The organism is Roseivirga pacifica (genome assembly GCF_900111145.1).
Taxonomy (GTDB): Bacteria; Bacteroidota; Bacteroidia; order Cytophagales; family Cyclobacteriaceae; genus Roseivirga; species Roseivirga pacifica.
Map to the genome: position 1 here is coordinate 150,053 of NZ_FOIR01000002.1, position 18,244 is coordinate 168,296.

Here is an 18,244-nt window from a genome sequence, read left to right on the forward strand (position 1 = left end):
CATGCAAACGTTTGAAAGTTTTGCCATTTGAACATCGAATGGTTCGTGGTCATCTCTTAAAACCAGGTGGTCGCTAATCAACCTTTTAGAATTTAATTAAAAACATATGAAGAAAGTCTTACTGTTATTAGTGATGTCATTCGGCTTTTGCGGAATGGCATATGCACAATTCACGGTCAAGGGTAATGTTACCAGCAGTACCGATGGCATTGGATTGTTTGGAGTGACTGTTTTTCTCAAAGGGACCACCAATGGGGTAACAACAGATGTGGACGGAAACTACACACTGAATATTCCGAGTGGAAACGAGACGCTTGTTTTTTCTTACGTAGGATTCACCTCTCAAGAAATTGAAGTTCAAGGCCGATCTACAATTGACATCATTTTGCAAGAAGAGCTTACCTCTTTAGGCGAAGTGGTTGTGATTGGTTATGGAACTCAGAAGAAAAAATTAGTTACAGGCGCCACCGTTAATGTTGACGGAGAAAAACTCGAAGCACTTAGCAACACCAACGCGCTACAGTCTTTACAAGGACAAACCGCAGGTGTTAACATTACATCAACCTCTGGCCAGCCAGGCGCAGGTTTCGATGTGGTAATTCGTGGGGTAGGTACCAACGGAAATTCAAGTCCACTGTATGTGGTTGATGGTTTGCCAGTTGGCGATATCACTTACCTCAACAATGCAGATATCGAGTCGATAGATGTATTGAAGGATGCTGCATCTGCTGCCATTTATGGTTCTCGTGCAGCCAATGGTATTGTGCTTATTACCACCAAAAAAGGCTCTGCTGGTAAGCCTCAGCTTAGTTTCGATAGCTATTATGGTGTACAGCAAATTGCCAATCAGGTAGATATGCTGAATGCCAGAGAATACGCCACCATTATGAATGAGCAGGCGATTAACTCGGGTAAACTACCTTATTACTCTAATGCAGAAATAGCTGCTTTGGGCGAAGGAACCGATTGGTTCGGTAATATCTTGGTAGATGATGCCGTAACTCAGAACTATTCGGTTGGTTTACAAGGCGGAAACAACGGCTCTATCTATTCAACCTCATTCTCTTATACCGGTCAAGAAGGTATTGTTGGGGGAAGAGATTATTCTAACTATGAAAGATATGTGGCCAGGGTAAACTCTGAGCACAAGCTATTAGACGATATCATCACAATTGGCGAAAACCTTACTTATAGCTATGTAAAGCAAGTGGGTATTGCCGATGGTGGCCAGTATTCAAACCAACTAAGAGGGGCTTTCAATACGCACCCACTTATGCCTGTTTACGATGATCAAGGTGATTTTTATAACAATGCCCAAGGCGAGTTTATCGACCAAGGCACGCAATCGAATCCATTTGGTAATCTTGCCTACAACAACAATAGCGAAGGCGGAAACCAGCGCTTAGTGGGTAATGTGTATTTAGCTGTTGAGCCTATTGAAGGGCTAAAATTCAGAACAAGTTTTGGGGTAGAAAGCTCAACAGGCCAAGGCCGTAGCTATCGCCCAGTTTATGAACTGTCTATTTACGATTTCAACGATACCTCTAGCGTAAGCCAAAACGCCAATGAAAACTTAAACTGGAACTGGGAAAACACAGTGAGCTACCAAAAAGACTTTGCAGGTGGACACCATGCTGAGGTTTTAGTAGGTAGTTCTGCACAAAAGTGGAGAGGCTCATGGCTTTCAGCATCGAATGCCAACCTAGCTTTTGACGATCTTAAATACGCCTATTTAGGCAATACCACTTACGCTAATGGCCCAAGAATGGGCGTAGATGGCGAAGGCTACGAAAGCAGCTTGGCTTCTTACTTTGCGCGTTTACTCTACGATTTTGACGAAAAGTACATGTTCACGGCTACCATGCGTGCAGACGGAACTTCCAACTTTGCCGAGGGAAATCGCTGGGGTTACTTCCCGTCAGTTTCTGCCGGTTGGGTAATGTCTAGCGAAGAATTCTTCCAAAGTCGCGTAGTGAGCTTTATGAAACTGCGCGCCAGCTGGGGACAAAACGGTAACAACTTTGTGCCAGCATTCCGATTCTTGGCGCCTATAGCTGTTACCAATGCCAATTATAGCTTTGGTCAGGGCGAAGGGCAACTTGTACCGGGTGCTGTGCCAAACAGAATTTCTAACCCAGACCTTCAGTGGGAAACTTCAGAACAGCTTGATATTGGATTAGATATTGAACTATTGGAAGGTAAGATCTTTGCCAATATCGATTGGTATAAAAAGACCACTAAAGATTGGCTGATTCAAGCGCCAATTTTGGCAACAGCCGGTGCCGAAGCGCCATACATTAACGGAGGTAACGTTACCAACACAGGTATTGAGCTTGTTTTGGGCTGGAAAGAGAGCATTGGCGACCTAGATTACTCTTTGAGTTTCAACGGTGCTTATAATAAAAACGAAGTGAATGATATTCCTGCCGAAGGCGGAATTATCCACGGTTCGAGCAACGAACTTTGGAACAACGCTCCGGAGTTTTATCGTGCACAAGAGGGCTTCCCAGTAGGTTACTTCTGGGGTTACGAAACCTTAGGCATATTCCAAAACGAGGATGAAGTTTCTGCATACAGAATGGGTTCAGAGCCAATTCAGCCAAATGCTTTGCCGGGCGATTTGATCATTAAAGATGTAAATGGCGATGGGCGAATTACTGATGATGATAAAACCATGATTGGCGACCCGAACCCAGATTTCGTATTCGGTTTCAACATCACTGCTAACTATAAAGGCTTCGACCTTTTGGTAAATGCCAACGGTGTAATTGGTAACCAATTGGTACAGTCGTACCGCAGTGTTACCGATCAGTATTCAAACTACACCAGAGAGATACTGAATAGATGGCATGGTGAGGGCACTTCTAACGAAATGCCAAGAGTTTACGAAAACGGTAGAAACTACGCCAACTTCTCAGACATCTACGTGAAAGATGGCGATTTCCTTAGAATCAACAACATCACAGTTGGTTACGATCTGTCTAATGTAATTAAGAAAGATGCCTTCAAAAAGGTAAGAGTATTCCTTACAGGGCAGAACCTGTTCACATTCACCAAGTACTCAGGTATGGATCCTGAAATTGGCTACGGACAAACTTTTGCACGCGGTGTAGATGTGGGTTACTACCCAAGACCACGCGTATTCATGGCAGGTGTTAACCTTAAATTTTGATTGAAATGAAAAGAGTGAATAACATAAAAGTTCTATTGCTTTCTGGAGCGCTTATGCTGTCAACCGTGGGTTGTAGCGATAGCTTTCTTGATCAGGAACCATTGAACGAAAAAACTGAGTCTAACTTCTATAAAACGAAGGAAGACGCTGCACTTGCCATCAATGGGGTTTACGATGGTTTGCAAAGAATATGGGAAGACTATCCAGCTTTTCCATTTATTTCATCAGTACTATCCGACAATGCTTTTGGCGGTACTGGTGCATCTGATGGTTTTGCAGCCCAAATGATGGACGAGTTTGATAAAAACCGTTCTACAGCAGATTTAAATCTATACGAAAACCTTTGGGCAGATTACTACGCGGCTATTTACAGGGCGAATAAGTATTTGCAAGAAGAAGGTAACATTGATTGGGAAGGTGATGATGCTCTAAGAGCACAGTATCAGTCTGAAGCGCGTTTTGTACGTGCGTTCTGCTACTTCGATTTGGCTAGAATGTTCGGCAATATTCCTTTGCTAGAAGAGCCAACAACGGACAATGTGCCGCAGGCCGACCCTGCTGAAGTTTATAGCTTAATTGGCTCTGACTTACAGTTTGCTGCAGAAAACCTTTCAGCTACGGCTTATTCTGCGGGGTGGGCAGCACAAAACGATGGTCGTGTAACTAAGTGGGCTGCCGAATCTTTGCTGGGCAGAGTTTTCCTTTACTATACGGGCTACTACAACCAAGCTAGCTTACCAACCAAAGATGGTAGCATTTCCGATGCACAAGCTTTACAGTATTTGGAAGATGTAATTACCAATAGCGGTCACGATTTGGTGGCAGATTACACCACCCTTTGGCCTGCTGCCAACCCTGATAACTATGCAGGAGAAGGTAATATCGAAACTGTTTTTGCCTTGAAATACACTTACACCAGTGATTACAATGGCAACATGGACGGTAACCATTGGATGGTAATGAATGGCATGCGTAATACCAATTCTTATCCTTACGGTCAAGGTTGGGGTGGTGCCACGGTAACGGAAGACTTCTACAATACCTTTAGCGCTGACGATGCTAGAAAGTTTGCTTCCATTATAGCAATTGAAGATGAAGCGATTGATATCGACATCTCCACGCAACGCGAATACACAGGCTTCTACATTAAAAAGTACACGCCAATGGTCGATGAAGACGGTAACAGTACTGCTGTAAATCAGGGCGGTGTAAACTTCCAGATTGGTCAGTACCAAGACTTCGTTTCTATTCGATTTGCGGATGTGCTGCTTATGGCTGCCGAGCTGGGTAGCGCTAATGCGCAAACCTATTTCAACAGAGTAAGAGAAAGAGCACTTGGAGCAGCTTATACGGAACTCCCTTTAACCGAAGAAAGGCTTCGCGAAGAGAGAAGACTAGAGTTGGCCTTTGAGGGAATCAGGTATTGGGACCTTTTGCGCTACGGACTAGATGTTGCGGCCAATGCCATTAACGTAACCGATGTTGAGGTTTTCAATGCGGGTCAGGTCGTAAGCAAATCCATCACTTTCGATGCGTCAATGGAAGGGCTACAGCAAATTCCTTATAACCAAATCAACCTGTCGAATGGTACACTTCAACAAAACACAGGATGGTAATGAAAAAGACGAATGCAATGAAAAAGACACTAAATAGTTTCCTAATCATCCTTGCCATAGTGTTTGGAATTATCGGCTGTAAGGATGAAGTGCCAGAACTACCGGATCTGATTCCGGTAGCCGACCTGCAATTTGAAATTACGCAGAACCCGAATGATCCTAACATGGTGATTTTGGAGAGTATGACACCAAACGTAATTCCGCTTTGGACAACCCCAATGGGAAGGTCCACACGCGTGAAGGACACCGTGAAGCTAGCCTTTGAAGGTAGCTACAAGTTTGTGTACAGTGTAGCCGGTGGTGGCGGAATTGTAAACTCTGACACCGTTACATTAGATATCTCAACCACCAACCTAAGTTATGTTGATGACCCACTTTGGAACAACCTGACCGGTGGTGTTGGGGAGTCCAAAGATTGGGTACTCGATATTGATGCAGAGGGTAACTCCAAATACTGGGGTGGACCTATGTACTTCTCTGGTGATGTTTGGAGATGGGGCGGAAGCTGCTCTGAAGAAGGCGATAAATGCTGGATTTGGGAAGCAGGTTGGGTTGGCAACGAATGGATTGCTGCCGCTAACGACTATGGTGTAATGAACTTCAGTTTAGAAGGCAACGCTGTAGTTACGGTAAACCACATGAACTCTCCTGGAAGAGGTGATGAAGTAGGTACTTATTTTCTAGATGTTGATAATAAAACATTGAGCATGAGTGATGCGGCCCCGTTAATGAACGACTGGGTTGATGGTGCTAATATTGATGATTGGAGACTTGGGTATGTAATTTCGCTTACTGAAGATGCCATGCAGTTGGCTTATAAAGACAAAGGCAAGGAGGAGTTTATCATCTTCAATTACATTACAAAAGAGTACAGCGACAATTGGGTGCCAGAAGATCAACCTGACCCGAACCCACCAATTGATTTGGGTGGCGGAACAGCACAAGGTCTAATTTCAGTGACCACTTCAAAAACTTGGACTTTAAGCCCAGAAACACCATTTAACTGGACGGATCTTGAAGGTAACTTCTTAAACGATTGGCAGTCTATTGGCGATTATCCTGATTGGGCTGGCTACCGTGCCGAGCACCAAGCAGATGTGGCAGCCAGCGAAATAGTGTTCCATGCTGATGGTAAAGTAGAAACCAAGTCTGGTGGAGTAGAAGCGGAGGGAACATACGCTGTGGAAGAAGGTACCAACCTTATCTCATTCACCGATGTAATGCCGAGCTTCCAAATGGGGGATTGGGCAGTGGCAAACACTACCGATGCCAACCAGTGGAAGATTGTTAAAACCGCGACAACGGGTTCTACAGTAACCGATATTTGGTTTGGTAAGCGCGATCCGGATAAACCAGAATATATGGTGTTCCACTTTGTGTTAGGTTCATCAGGGTTTGATCCGATTGAGGCGAACAAGCAATTGATTATTAATTCTTTAACGGGTGGTAGCTCAAGAACTTTCAAGGTTTCAGATTCTTGGCATGTGGACTGGCTGGCAGCTGACCTTACCGGTGGCTGGACAGGCCCAACAACCTTTGCTGATGACTTTACTTCAAACTCTTGGGTTTGGACACAAGCGGTGAAAGACGGCCTGCAAGATCCAACGCTAACATTCACATTGAATGCCGGTGTGGTAACGGTAACTAAGGTGCAAGATGGCGTTACCACAAATGGTACGGTAACCATTGATGCCGAAAATAATACACTTTCCATCGATATAGATTTGATAGCATTTAAAGATGCCGCGGCTTGGTTACCTGTTTCGGGCGACCCTTGGTACATCTGTAAAGTGCCTTTGGCCAATATTGAAACAGACGGTATGTGGCTAGGCGATATGAATGACGATGGTACCGAAGTAACAGCAATTCATTACGTAATCTCAAACTAGATATATAGGTAGTTTAGTTTATCCGATTCATACAATCTGCAGGTGAGGCAGCCTTTTTAGGCTGCTGCCTGTAGCTTGTCTTTAATTATCCAAAATGATCAAGAGCCTCTATTATTTATTCATACTCAGTTTCTCCTTTAGCATGTTAAGCTGTAAGGAAGATGAGCCAACTCCTCCGGAGCAACCCGAAGATGATGTGGTTTTGCAGGTAGATAATACCAGTTACAGCTTTACTGCCGAAGGTGGTAGCGAAGCCCTGCAAATTACCAGTAACGCACTGTGGCGTTTTGAATTTGCCAGCGATTCGTGGGGAAAACCATCCATTCAAACATCTCGAGGTGACGCTACCATTCAAATTTTGGCCGGTGAAAATGAAAGCACTGAAGCCAGAACTGCTACTATTACGCTAACCAGCGAGGGTGCCGATGATATTACCATATCGTTGAGCCAAACAGGAAGGGAACCAGACCCGACCGAGCCCGAAAAACCGGACTACATAGATCCGGATCAAACAGATATGAGAAATCTAACCTCCGTTCAACTTACCGAACTAATGGGCTTGGGTTGGAACTTAGGAAATTCAATGGAAGCCATTACCGTAAATGGTGATGTACTTTCTGGGAATGAAAACTCATGGGGTAACCCAACAGTTACAAAAACATTGATTGATGCGGTTAAAGCTGCGGGCTTTAATACTATCAGAATACCGGTTTCTTGGTCGCATATGATCGAAGACGAAGAAACTTTCTACATAAAATACGAATGGAAACAGCGTGTAGAAGAGGTGGTGAATTATGCCTTGGAAAACGACATGTATGCCATTATTAACGTGCACTGGGATGGCGGATGGATGGATCATCCGGACTACGAAAACCAAGAAGCGATTAATACCAAACTGGCTGCTTTTTGGAAACAAATAGCCAAGTACTTTAGGGATTATGATGATAAGTTACTCTTTGCCGGAACCAACGAGGTACATGTAGATGGCAATTACAACCCGCCAACTGCAGAAAATGCTGAGGTGCAGAACTCATTCAATCAAACCTTTATCAATACAGTTAGGGCCACTGGTGGCCGAAATACCTACCGCCACTTGGTGGTGCAAACCTTCAATACAAACATTGAACACGGAGTAAATCACCTGATTATTCCTGAAGATGAAACGGACGACCGCATGTTGGTTGAAGTACATTTTTACGATCCATATCAATTTGCGCTGCAAGAAGATGGTGGTAAGTCGCTTTGGGGCCAAGCACATGCTGGCGATGCACAGCACTCAGGTTGGGGCGATGAAGATTGGATCGACCAAACCTTTGCTTCTGTAAAAACCAACTTTGTAGATGCTGGCTATGGGGTAATTCTAGGAGAATATGGTGCGATTTTACGTACCGAATTGGCAAGTGCAGGCTACGATGTACATGTAGCAGCACGCAATAATTACTTAAACTATGTAACCAGTAAAGCGCTGGAAAACGGCATGGTGCCTGTTTATTGGGACAATGGCCATACAGGAAATAATGGTTTTGGTTTGTTCGATAGGGCAACCGGAGAGCAGGCATTTGCAGATGCGATTGAGGCCATTACATCAGCGTCAAACTAGTATGATACAACCGAATATGTTGAAGAAACTTCCTCAGTTGCTGGTATTGCTAATGGCCATTTTAAGCTATTCGTGCAGTTCCAAAAAAACTGAATCAAGAATAACATCCGACTTTAATAAAGACTGGTACTTCACTTTGGCCGATAGTACGTTGGATGCTAGCAATCCTACTTTTGATGATAGCCACTGGAGGCAATTGCGTCTACCGCACGATTGGAGCATAGAAGGAGAATTTAGCCAAGATAACCCTGCGGGAGTAGGCGGTGGTGCTTTGCCAGGTGGTATAGGCTGGTACCGCAAGTCCTTCGTAGTGCCAAAAGCCGACTCAGCCAAAAACATCTTTATCGATTTTGATGGAGTTTATATGAACTCAGAGGTTTGGATAAATGGTGAATTATTGGGCAAAAGACCGAATGGGTACATCTCATTCCGATACGAGCTTACACCACACCTGAAATTTGGTGAGGAGAACGTAGTTGCTGTAAAGGTGAATAATAGTGCTCAGCCAAATTCACGATGGTATTCTGGCTCAGGTATTTACCGAAATGTACGTTTGGTTAAAACCAGTGACGTTTTTGTAGACCATTGGGGAGCCAAGGTAACTACTCCCGAGGTGAGTAAATCTCAAGCCAAAGTGCGTATTGCATTACAAATCAATAACAGGGGCGATGCTGGTGAAGTAAACGTAATCAACACTGTTGTTGATCAAAATGGCAAAACCATAGCCGAGCTTTCCGAGGTGCAAAACCTTCAGACCGGAACAAACCAATTGACATACGATATGGCTGTTCAGGCACCACACTTGTGGTCGGTTGCCGATCCTTTTATGCATAAAGTGATCACCAAAATTGAGAATGAAAGCGGTGAATTGGATACATATGAAACACCGTTGGGTTTTCGGTTTTATGAATTCGACAGCGAAAAAGGCTTTGTACTGAATGGCGAGCAGCTAAAGATTTTGGGCGTTTGCAATCACCACGACTTGGGTGCCTTAGGTGCCGCTGTAAACACCCGTGCTTTGCAGCGTCAATTGGAGATAATGAAGGAGATGGGCGTAAACGGCATTCGCACAGCGCATAATCCTCCCGCGCCAGAGTTGCTTGCACTTTGCGATAGCATGGGCTTTATCGTAATGGATGAGGTATTCGATATGTGGGCGAAGAAAAAGAGCGAATACGATTATAGCCTCTATTGGGACGAATGGCACGAAAAGGACTTGGTAGATTTCATTAAAAGAGACCAAAACCATCCGAGCATTTTTGTGTGGAGTATTGGCAATGAAATTCTCGAACAGTGGGATTCTACCGGAATCACCATAGCCAAAGAACTGGCCGATAGAGTGCGTGAATTAGATGATAGACCGATTACTTCGGCACTTAACGATCCACAGCCGCATAACAACATTTACAAGTCTGGAGCATTGGACATTGTGGGTTTCAACTATAGCCACAAGCTCTACGAAGATTTTCAGAAGAACTTTCCAGGTGAAGTGTTTATCGCTACAGAAACTACCTCTGCTTTGGCTACCCGTGGCCATTACGATATGCCTTCAGATACCATAAAGAGATGGCCTATTCGCTGGGATTTGGAGTTTACTGAAGGAAATGCAGACAATACCGTTTCTGCCTATGACCATGTCAGCACGCCATGGGGTTCTACCCATGAAGAGACATGGAAGATCATGAAAGAGCATGATTTCCTAACGGGAATGTACATCTGGACCGGCTTCGATTATCTGGGCGAGCCAACGCCATACGGTTGGCCTTCGCGCAGCTCTTACTTCGGTATAGTCGACTTGGCCGGTTTCCCTAAAGATGCCTATTACATGTATCAGAGCGAATGGACAGATAAGGATGTGCTTCATGTATTTCCGCATTGGAATTGGGCCGAAGGCGAAGCAGTGGACATTTGGGCATACTACAATAATGCCGATGAAGTGGAGCTTTTCCTCAATGGAGAAAGCCAAGGCATTCGCAAAAAGGAGAGGGACGATTTACACGTGGTGTGGCGAATTCCATTTGAAGCGGGTACGCTCAAGGCCATTTCTAGAAAAGATGGAAAGGAAGTGCTTACCAAGGAGATTAAGACGGCCGGTGCCGCAGCGCAAATCGAATTGCTTGCCGATAGAAACAGTATTCAGGCAGATGGTAAGGACTTGTCTTTTGTTACTGTGAAAGTTTTGGATAAGGACGGCAATCTGGTTCCCAATGCTGCTAACCTGATTGAGTTTGAGCTGAAAGGCAATGGGAAGATCATAGCTGTAGACAATGGCGATCCTACTAGCATGGAGGCTTTTCAAGCGAAACAACGAAAGGCATTTAAAGGCTTAGCGCTGGTAGTTATTCAGTCGGACGAGGTGAAAGGTGAGATTAAATTAATAGCCAAATCAGAAGGATTAACACAGAAATCACTCACAATCGGCACACACTGATTTTGTAGAACTAAATGATTTAAAGAAAGATAGACAGGGTTTTAATAGCATATTGAAATGAAGAAGTTGACATTATTGATATTATCCATATTCCTAAGTGCTCCGCTTTTTGCGCAGCTGCAAAACTCGGGTGTGCTCAATGAGCCGTTGGATATAAGCAAGGATTTTACCGACATGAGAAATACCTTTTTTGTGGCGGAAGATTTAGCCTCGTTCGACCCAGTTACGGGCAAAGGAACCGTGCGATTTGAACGTAACAATTTAACCACACAGCAGGCTTTCAACAACATGTTGATGCGCCTAATGCCAGCTCCGGCCAATGAATTTCCGGGTACCGAATATGCGGTTTCTCCAGAACATCCTTTCTCTTTAGAATTTGTATCGGGCCGAACTGTACGTATCAGAATGACTTCCGGTCCACAATTGGCAGCTCAGGAAGAGTCGCTAATGTTGGTAAATGGAAAGGCTCCGGTAAACAAAAGCGCTTGGCAGCATTCAAAAACAGCCGAAGGACACGAGTATAAAAGTGAGTTTGGCCGAATTGTGATCTCAGAAAGCCCTTGGCACATTCGTATTTTCGATGCGGAAGGGAAGCTGCTCACGCAAACCATTCATACCTCCGATGTGAGCAACTCTTACACTCCAGTGGTGCCATTCTCTTATATCCGTAGAGCTTCTGATTATTCGCGTAGTATGAATGCTGTATTGGAGCTTGCACCAGGTGAAAAGATCTATGGCTTGGGTGAATCTTGGCAATCGTTCAACAAAAGAGGAGAGAAGGTGGTGCTTTGGACTGACGATGCTAATGGTGTGCAAAATGAAACCATGTACAAGCCTATTCCTTTCTACATGAGTAGTAGAGGTTACGGTGTTTTTATGCATCATTCAAGCCCAATATCAATCGACTTTGGCAAGTACTATAGCGGTGCGAATAGCATGATGATCGGTGATGATGAACTAGATTTGTTCGTCTTTTTAGGTGAACCGAAAGACATATTGGACGAGTACACTGACCTTACAGGAAAAGCACCAATGCCACCACTTTGGTCATTCGGTTTCTGGATGAGCCGTATCACCTATTTTTCCGAAAAAGACGGAATGGAGGTCGCAGCGAAGCTTCGTGAACATCAAATTCCATCTGATGTGATTCATTTTGACACAGGTTGGTTCGGGGTAGATTGGAGAAATGACTACACTTTTCCAAGCGATCGTTTCCCAGACCCTAAGAAAATGCTCTCAGAATTTAAAGACCAAGGTTTCGAAATTAGCTTATGGCAGTTGCCATACTTTACACCAGAAAACATCCTCTTTGATGAGCTAGTTGAGAAGGACTTGGTAGTGCGAGATCGCAAAGGAAATATTCCTTACGAAGATGCAGTTTTAGACTTTACTAACCCTGCTACTATCGAGTGGTATCAAGATAAGATCAAAGGCTTGCTAGACCTTGGTGTAGCCGTAATCAAAGTGGATTTTGGTGAGGCTGCGCCTGAACAGGGCATTTACCACAATGGTAAAACAGGCTTCTACGAACACAACATTTATCCGCTAAGGTATAACAAGGCCGTGGCCGAAATAACCAAAGAAGTGAATGGAGATGCCTTTATATGGGCAAGAAGCGCTTGGGCGGGTAGCCAGCGTTACCCTGTACACTGGGGTGGCGATGCTGAAACAAGTAATTCCGCAATGGCTGCTACACTAAGAGGCGGTCTGTCTTTCGGCCTGTCTGGATTCTCTTTCTGGTCGCATGATATTGGTGGTTTTACCACCGCAGCACCAGAGGATCTATATGCCCGTTGGACACCGTTTGGCATGTTGTCTTCGCATGTGCGTAGCCATGGTAACCCACCAACAGAGCCTTGGGAATACGGCACCGATTTTATGGCTGGCTTTAGAGAAGCCGATAACCTGCGTTACGAATTAATGCCTTACATCTATGCGCAGGCCAAGCATTCTAGCGAAACAGGTTTGCCAATGGTACGTGCGCTATTCGTAGAGTTCCCAGAAGATCCGGGATCTTGGTTGATAGATGACGAATACCTTTTTGGCGAAGATATTTTGGTGGCTCCAATGTTTGAAAACGGTGAATCAAGAGATGTTTACTTGCCTCCTGGTCAGTGGGTTGACTATCAAACAGGTCAATCGTACAGCGGTGGATGGCATAACATTACCACAGGCGATATTCCAGTAGTAATGATGGTTAGGGATGGGGCGGCTATTCCGCACATTGCTTTGGCGCAAACTACCAAAGAAATGGATTGGAAGAACATAGAGTTGAAGGTTTACAGCAGCTCTAATGGCCCGGTAGATGCAAAAGTTTTCCTTCCTGCTAAGGAACAGCTAGAGACGGTTGAACTCGCATTTAAAAATGGCGCATATGGTGTGGCTAAAGACCCATACAAGCGCGATGTGAAATGGAAAATCAACGCTTCAAAACTTCAGTTGACTGCCGTAGGGTCAAAAGAGTAATTCCATATTAAATGAAAGCAGTTTATTCTCGCTTAAGAAAGTGCTTTTGGTTGGGATTAATCCTCACCAAAAGCACTTTGCTTTTTGCACAAACCGACCTTTTTCAGGCACCCGAAAGAGGATTTACGAGTTGGTTACCAGCGCCAAATTGGGACCATGGCTTGTTATCGGGCAATGGTACAATGGGAGCACTGGTCTTCGGCCACCCACATGACGAAACCATTATAATGAGCCAGAGCCAGCTCTACTTACCTCAGGATAAATCTGATGAGTTAATAGATCAGGCTTCGCGCTTAGAAGAAATCAGGAGTCTGATTCGTGCTGGAAAGTATGTAGAAGCGACCAAAATTCCTGTGGAGTTGAGAGAGGCCGCAGGATACAGCGATCAGCGCGATCCGTTTATTCCTGCCTTTGATATTCGCGTAAAACAGGAATATGGTAACATTTCCAAATATGTTCGCGCAACGGACTTTGAGACTGGTGAAGCCAAAACCACTTGGACGGACGATAATGGCACTTTTCAGCGCACCATTTTCGTGTCGCGTGCAGATAGTATTGCTGTGCTCCGCATTACAGGAAATGCCCCAATAAATGCAAGCATCCGTTTTGAAAGAAGGCCTGTCAACTGGGATCAATGGGCCTTTGTTGGTGAACATGTAGACGAAATGAAGGCCACGGTTGAAGATGGTTGGTTGACCTACAAAACCAGCTTTAAAAAGCATTATGAGGGTAGTTTGGAAGGTTATGAAGGAGCTGGAAGACTGGTGCTTAATGGTGGTCGCTCTAAGGTTGTTGGAAATCATATTGAAATTCAGAACGCCAAAGAGGTTCTGCTACTCATTGATATTCAACCAAATTACAACTACAGTAAGTCGCTTATTCCCGAGGTAAAAGAGAAATTATCTGCCATTCAGCCAGTATATGAAGCCTTGCTTAAAAGGCATAAGGCGGTGCATGGTGAAATCTTTAACCGTGTTAAACTCGATTTGGGAGGAGAAGCCGGGGATAAACGCCTTCATTCGGAAGAGATTTTGCTGAAAGCCCAAGAGGGTGATGTGCCCTTGGCGTTAATAGAAAAAACCTTTGATGCTGGCAGGTACAATATCTTGAGTAGTACGGGTACGAACCCTCCAAACTTGCAGGGTATTTGGTCTGGCACATGGACAGCGGCATGGGCTAGCGGCTTTACCCACGATGGCAATTTGCCTTCAGCAATGTCGGTGGTCATGTCGGGAAATATGCCTGAATTAATGAGTGCCTACGTTGGGCATTTGGAACGCTACCGCAGTGACTTTGAAGACAACGCAAAGCGGCTCTTTGGAGCAAGAGGAGTGAACCTACCAGGGCATACTACTACCTCCGGTCGCCCGACCGATTTCAATGAGACCTGGTGTCTTACGTTCTGGACGGGCGGAGCAGGCTGGGCTGCGGATATCGTGTATGACTATTATCGCTACACCGAAGATTTTGATTACCTGAAAACGCATGCCTATCCTTGGATGAAATCCTCGGCCTTGTTCTACGAAGACTTCCTTCAGGAAGCAGATGGGAAGATCATTTTTAATCCTTCTTATTCGCCTGAAAACAACCCGGCTAACAGCAACTCGCAAGCGGTATTAAATGCCACAATGGATGTGATGATTGCCCGCCAATTATTGACTAATACCATCGCTGCCGGTAAGCTTCTTGGCGAGCCCAAAGCACAGTTAAAAGTTTGGCAGAGAATTCATGATAAATTACCTGAATATCAGGTAAATGAAGAGGGTGTGTTAAAGGAATGGATAGGTGGTAAATATGAAGATAATTATCGCCATCGCCATGTGTCCCAACTTTATACGCTTTACAATGACAAAGATGCGGATATCCTCGATCATCCAGAGTTGAAAATGGGCGCAATCAACCTGTTGGAGAAGAAGCTGGAATTCCGAAGAGAAGAAGGTGGTGGAGAAATGGCTTTCGGGCATGTGCAGCTCGGTTTAACGGCCGCACATTTAGGAGAGGCCAGCAAGGCTTTAGAAGCAGTGAACTGGCTTTCGAGTCGCTATTGGTCAACCGGCTTTGGCTCTTTTCACAACGTGGGTAATTTGCTCAACACCGACATTAGCGGTGGCTTGCCTGCGGTGATGATCCAAATGCTGGCGTATTCCGAAAAAGGCGAAATTCATTTGCTTCCGGCCTTACCCAAAGAATGGAGTAAAGGGAGTTTGGATGGAACGTTGTTGAGAGGTCAAATTGAGTTGTCATCATTAAGCTGGAATGGCAATCAGGTTGAAGCTCAGTTAGTTTCGCAGGTATCTCAAAAAGTAACTATTGAATTACCCAGCCAAATTGAAGTAGCTACAGTAGATGGCGTGAATGTGGAGCAGTCAGAAAATTGGTTAACGGTTGACCTACCTGCCAAAAAAGCCATTAACTTAAGCTTCATTCTGAACAATGAATAAGCTACTCCAAATTCATCCTAATGATAATTGCTTGGTTGCATTAACCGATTTGCAACCGGGAAAATATGCCTATGGCGAAGGCCTAGATTTAGAGGTTAAAGAGACTATTCCAGCCAAACATCGCATTGCTTTAACAGACTTACCCAAGGGAACTATCCTTACCCATTATGGTGTGAGTGTGGGCAGAACAATGAGCGATGTACCTTCTGGTACTCGGTTAACCACGGAAAACCTGAAGCATGTAGCCGATCCTTCTGAGATTAGACAGATTGATTACCAATGGCAACAGCCCAAAGTGACGCCCTTCAGGGACCGTACATTTATGGGCTATCACCGAGCCGATGGCAAGGTGGGTACTGCTAATTATTGGCTTTTTGTGCCATTGGTTTTCTGCGAGAATAGAAACCTAAGGGTGATTGAAGAAACGCTTAATACTACCCTTGGCTATAAAAAGGAAAACGATTATATCCGTTTTGCCAAAGAGCTGCTGGGAGAGGCGCAAGAGGAAAATCGGACAACATCGAGCCGAGTTTTTGAAAATATCGATGGCATCCGGTTTCTCTATCATGATGGTGGTTGTGGTGGAACCCGCCAAGATTCGGAGACTTTATTGAGGTTGCTAGCGGGCTATGTGCATCACCCAAATGTGGCGGGTGCTACTGTGCTTAGCCTTGGTTGCCAACATGCCCAAATCGACTGGTTCAAGCAGGTTCAAAAGGAGCTTTATCCAAACTCGGAAAAACCGGTGATCTATTTGGAACAACAACAGGTTAAGTCCGAGGAACAGTTGATTAAAAAGGCGATTTCCAGTACGCTTGAGCAATTGAAAGAAGCCAATAAGGTCTCTCGCAAGCCTGCACCATTGAGTAAATTGGTAGTGGGTTTAGAGTGCGGTGGCTCCGATGGATTCTCTGGAATTTCGGCTAATCCGGCCGTTGGTCATGCTTCGGATATGATTACTACTTTGGGCGGAAGCACTATTCTTTCGGAGTTTCCTGAGTTGAATGGGGTAGAGCAGAACTTGATTGATAGATGCGTGGATTTGAAGGTGGCGGAAAAGTTTGTGGCATTGCAAAATGCATATGCCAATAGGGCTGTGGCAGCAGGTTCTGGCTTTGACATGAACCCTTCACCAGGCAACATAAAGGACGGGTTGATTACTGATGCCATCAAATCTGCCGGAGCAGCAAAAAAAGGAGGTTATGCCCCTGTGGCCGATGTGTTGGACTACACAGAACCAGTTACTAGGGCTGGACTCAATTTACTTTGCACACCTGGAAATGATGTAGAGTCGACCACCGGAATGGCCGGCAGTGGCGCGAATATTATGCTCTTTACAACGGGTTTAGGTACGCCAACGGGCAATCCTGTTACACCGGTAATTAAGATTGCTACGAATACCAAGTTGGCCGAATCAATGCCTGATATTATTGATGTAAATGCAGGCGGGGTTATTTCTGGCGAAAAGACCATTGAGCAGCTAGGAGAGGAGATATTGGAAGAGGTAATTCAAGTAGCATGTGGCAAACAAACCAAGGCCATGCAACTTGATCAGAACGATTTTATACTTTGGAAGAGAGGGGTTTCGCTTTAAGCGGAGTTTAGATTTTTTACGTCATCCCTTAGTAGGTGAGAATCCTAATGATAAAAGACTAAATAGATTCCCATTTTCATGGAAATGACGCTTAGAAGTATTGAAATAGAAAGATTGAAAACTTTAAAACGAAGTGCGATCAATACTGTCAGAAGTACCCCGACCCTAAAGGGGGGACGAGATACTGAAACTTCTCCCTTTAGGGAATAAAAGGGGAGTGACTGACTAATTTTTAAAGTTTTATAAATGAATTAGTAAATGAAACAACCATTTGATTTAACAGCTAAAACTGCGGTGGTGACTGGTGGCGGTAGTGGTATCGGCAAAGCCATATCTAAGCGACTGGCAGCGCATGGTGCCACTGTTTATATCATAGAATTTAATGAGGCCACGGGACTTGAAACGGTAGATGAAATTTCGGAAGAGGGCGGAAAGGCCGAGTACATTCCATGCAATGTAGCCAAGATCGACTCAGTAAAAGAGGCCTTTAGTCAGGTAGGCGATAAGCTCGATATTTTGATCAATAATGCTGGAATTGCCCATGTAGGGAATTTGGAGAACACCTCAGAGGAAGACCTTGACCGGGTTTATGATGTGAATGTAAAAGGTGTCTACAATTGCCTCAAAGCCGGAATTCCATTAATGAAAGAGAAGGGAGGAGCCATTATCAATGTGGCCTCAATTGCATCGGTGGTGGGGATAGCGGATCGTTTTGCCTACTCTATGAGCAAAGGTGCTGTGTACACCATGACGCTCTCGATAGCCAAGGATTACTTGCCTTTCAATATCCGTTGTAACTGCATAGCTCCTGCTAGGGTGCACACGCCTTTTGTGGATGGGTTTATTGCGAAGAATTATCCAGGTCAGGAGGAAGAGATGTTCGAAAAACTTTCAAAAACACAGCCAATTGGTCGCATGGGGAAACCCGAAGAAGTAGCCAATTTGGTGCTTTACTTGGCTTCGGACGAAGCCTCATTTATCACAGGCTCCTGCTATCCAATAGATGGCGGGTACATTACATTAAATAGCTAAAAA

At 44.7% G+C, this 18,244-nt stretch carries 9 protein-coding genes; all 9 read left to right on the forward strand.

The features are described 5' to 3' along the window. The first annotated feature begins 106 nt into the window (after positions 1-106). Positions 107-3,172, forward strand: a complete 3,066-nt coding sequence (locus BMW98_RS09615) for a SusC/RagA family TonB-linked outer membrane protein (protein WP_090258372.1) — start codon at positions 107-109, stop codon at positions 3,170-3,172. 5 nt (positions 3,173-3,177) lie between these two features. Next, entirely contained in the window at positions 3,178-4,788 is a 1,611-nt protein-coding gene (locus tag BMW98_RS09620; RefSeq protein ID WP_090258373.1) for a RagB/SusD family nutrient uptake outer membrane protein, read from the forward strand. Positions 4,789-4,805: 17 nt separating this feature from the next. Next, positions 4,806-6,677: a hypothetical protein gene (locus BMW98_RS09625; protein WP_170836513.1), complete on the forward strand. Its 1,872-nt coding sequence runs from the start codon at positions 4,806-4,808 to the stop codon at positions 6,675-6,677. A gap of 94 nt (positions 6,678-6,771) precedes the next feature. Further along, a complete protein-coding gene (locus tag BMW98_RS09630) occupies positions 6,772-8,277 on the forward strand; it encodes a cellulase family glycosylhydrolase (RefSeq protein WP_090258375.1) in 1,506 nt (501 codons plus the stop codon). A gap of 16 nt (positions 8,278-8,293) precedes the next feature. Further along, a complete protein-coding gene (gene galB, locus BMW98_RS09635) occupies positions 8,294-10,708 on the forward strand; it encodes a beta-galactosidase GalB (RefSeq protein WP_090259431.1) in 2,415 nt (804 codons plus the stop codon). A 57-nt stretch (positions 10,709-10,765) separates the two neighbouring features. Further along, positions 10,766-13,174 (forward strand): glycoside hydrolase family 31 protein, encoded by a 2,409-nt coding sequence (locus BMW98_RS09640; protein ID WP_090258376.1) that lies wholly within the window; start codon positions 10,766-10,768, stop codon positions 13,172-13,174. Between the two features lie 11 nt (positions 13,175-13,185). Next, positions 13,186-15,615: a glycosyl hydrolase family 95 catalytic domain-containing protein gene (locus tag BMW98_RS09645; RefSeq protein WP_090258377.1), complete on the forward strand. Its 2,430-nt coding sequence runs from the start codon at positions 13,186-13,188 to the stop codon at positions 15,613-15,615. Further along, positions 15,608-17,209, forward strand: a complete 1,602-nt coding sequence (locus tag BMW98_RS09650) for a UxaA family hydrolase (RefSeq protein WP_090258378.1) — start codon at positions 15,608-15,610, stop codon at positions 17,207-17,209. Before BMW98_RS09645 ends, BMW98_RS09650 begins: the two co-directional genes overlap by 8 nt. Before the next feature lie 258 nt (positions 17,210-17,467). Then, the gene (locus BMW98_RS09655) at positions 17,468-18,241 is read left to right on the forward strand and encodes an SDR family NAD(P)-dependent oxidoreductase (protein WP_090258379.1); all 774 of its coding nucleotides are present in this window, start codon (positions 17,468-17,470) and stop codon (positions 18,239-18,241) included. Positions 18,242-18,244: the final 3 nt, after the last annotated feature.

Excerpts from the sequence above, each read along its gene's own strand:
- BMW98_RS09615 (WP_090258372.1), top strand. The coding sequence starts at position 107 with ATGAAGAAAGTCTTACTGTTATTAGTGATGTCATTCGGCTTTTGCGGA.
- BMW98_RS09620 (WP_090258373.1), top strand. The coding sequence starts at position 3,178 with ATGAAAAGAGTGAATAACATAAAAGTTCTATTGCTTTCTGGAGCGCTT.
- BMW98_RS09625 (WP_170836513.1), top strand. The coding sequence starts at position 4,806 with ATGAAAAAGACACTAAATAGTTTCCTAATCATCCTTGCCATAGTGTTT.
- BMW98_RS09630 (WP_090258375.1), top strand. The coding sequence starts at position 6,772 with ATGATCAAGAGCCTCTATTATTTATTCATACTCAGTTTCTCCTTTAGC.
- galB (WP_090259431.1), top strand. The coding sequence starts at position 8,294 with ATGTTGAAGAAACTTCCTCAGTTGCTGGTATTGCTAATGGCCATTTTA.
- BMW98_RS09640 (WP_090258376.1), top strand. The coding sequence starts at position 10,766 with ATGAAGAAGTTGACATTATTGATATTATCCATATTCCTAAGTGCTCCG.
- BMW98_RS09645 (WP_090258377.1), top strand. The coding sequence starts at position 13,186 with ATGAAAGCAGTTTATTCTCGCTTAAGAAAGTGCTTTTGGTTGGGATTA.
- BMW98_RS09650 (WP_090258378.1), top strand. The coding sequence starts at position 15,608 with ATGAATAAGCTACTCCAAATTCATCCTAATGATAATTGCTTGGTTGCA.
- BMW98_RS09655 (WP_090258379.1), top strand. The coding sequence starts at position 17,468 with ATGAAACAACCATTTGATTTAACAGCTAAAACTGCGGTGGTGACTGGT.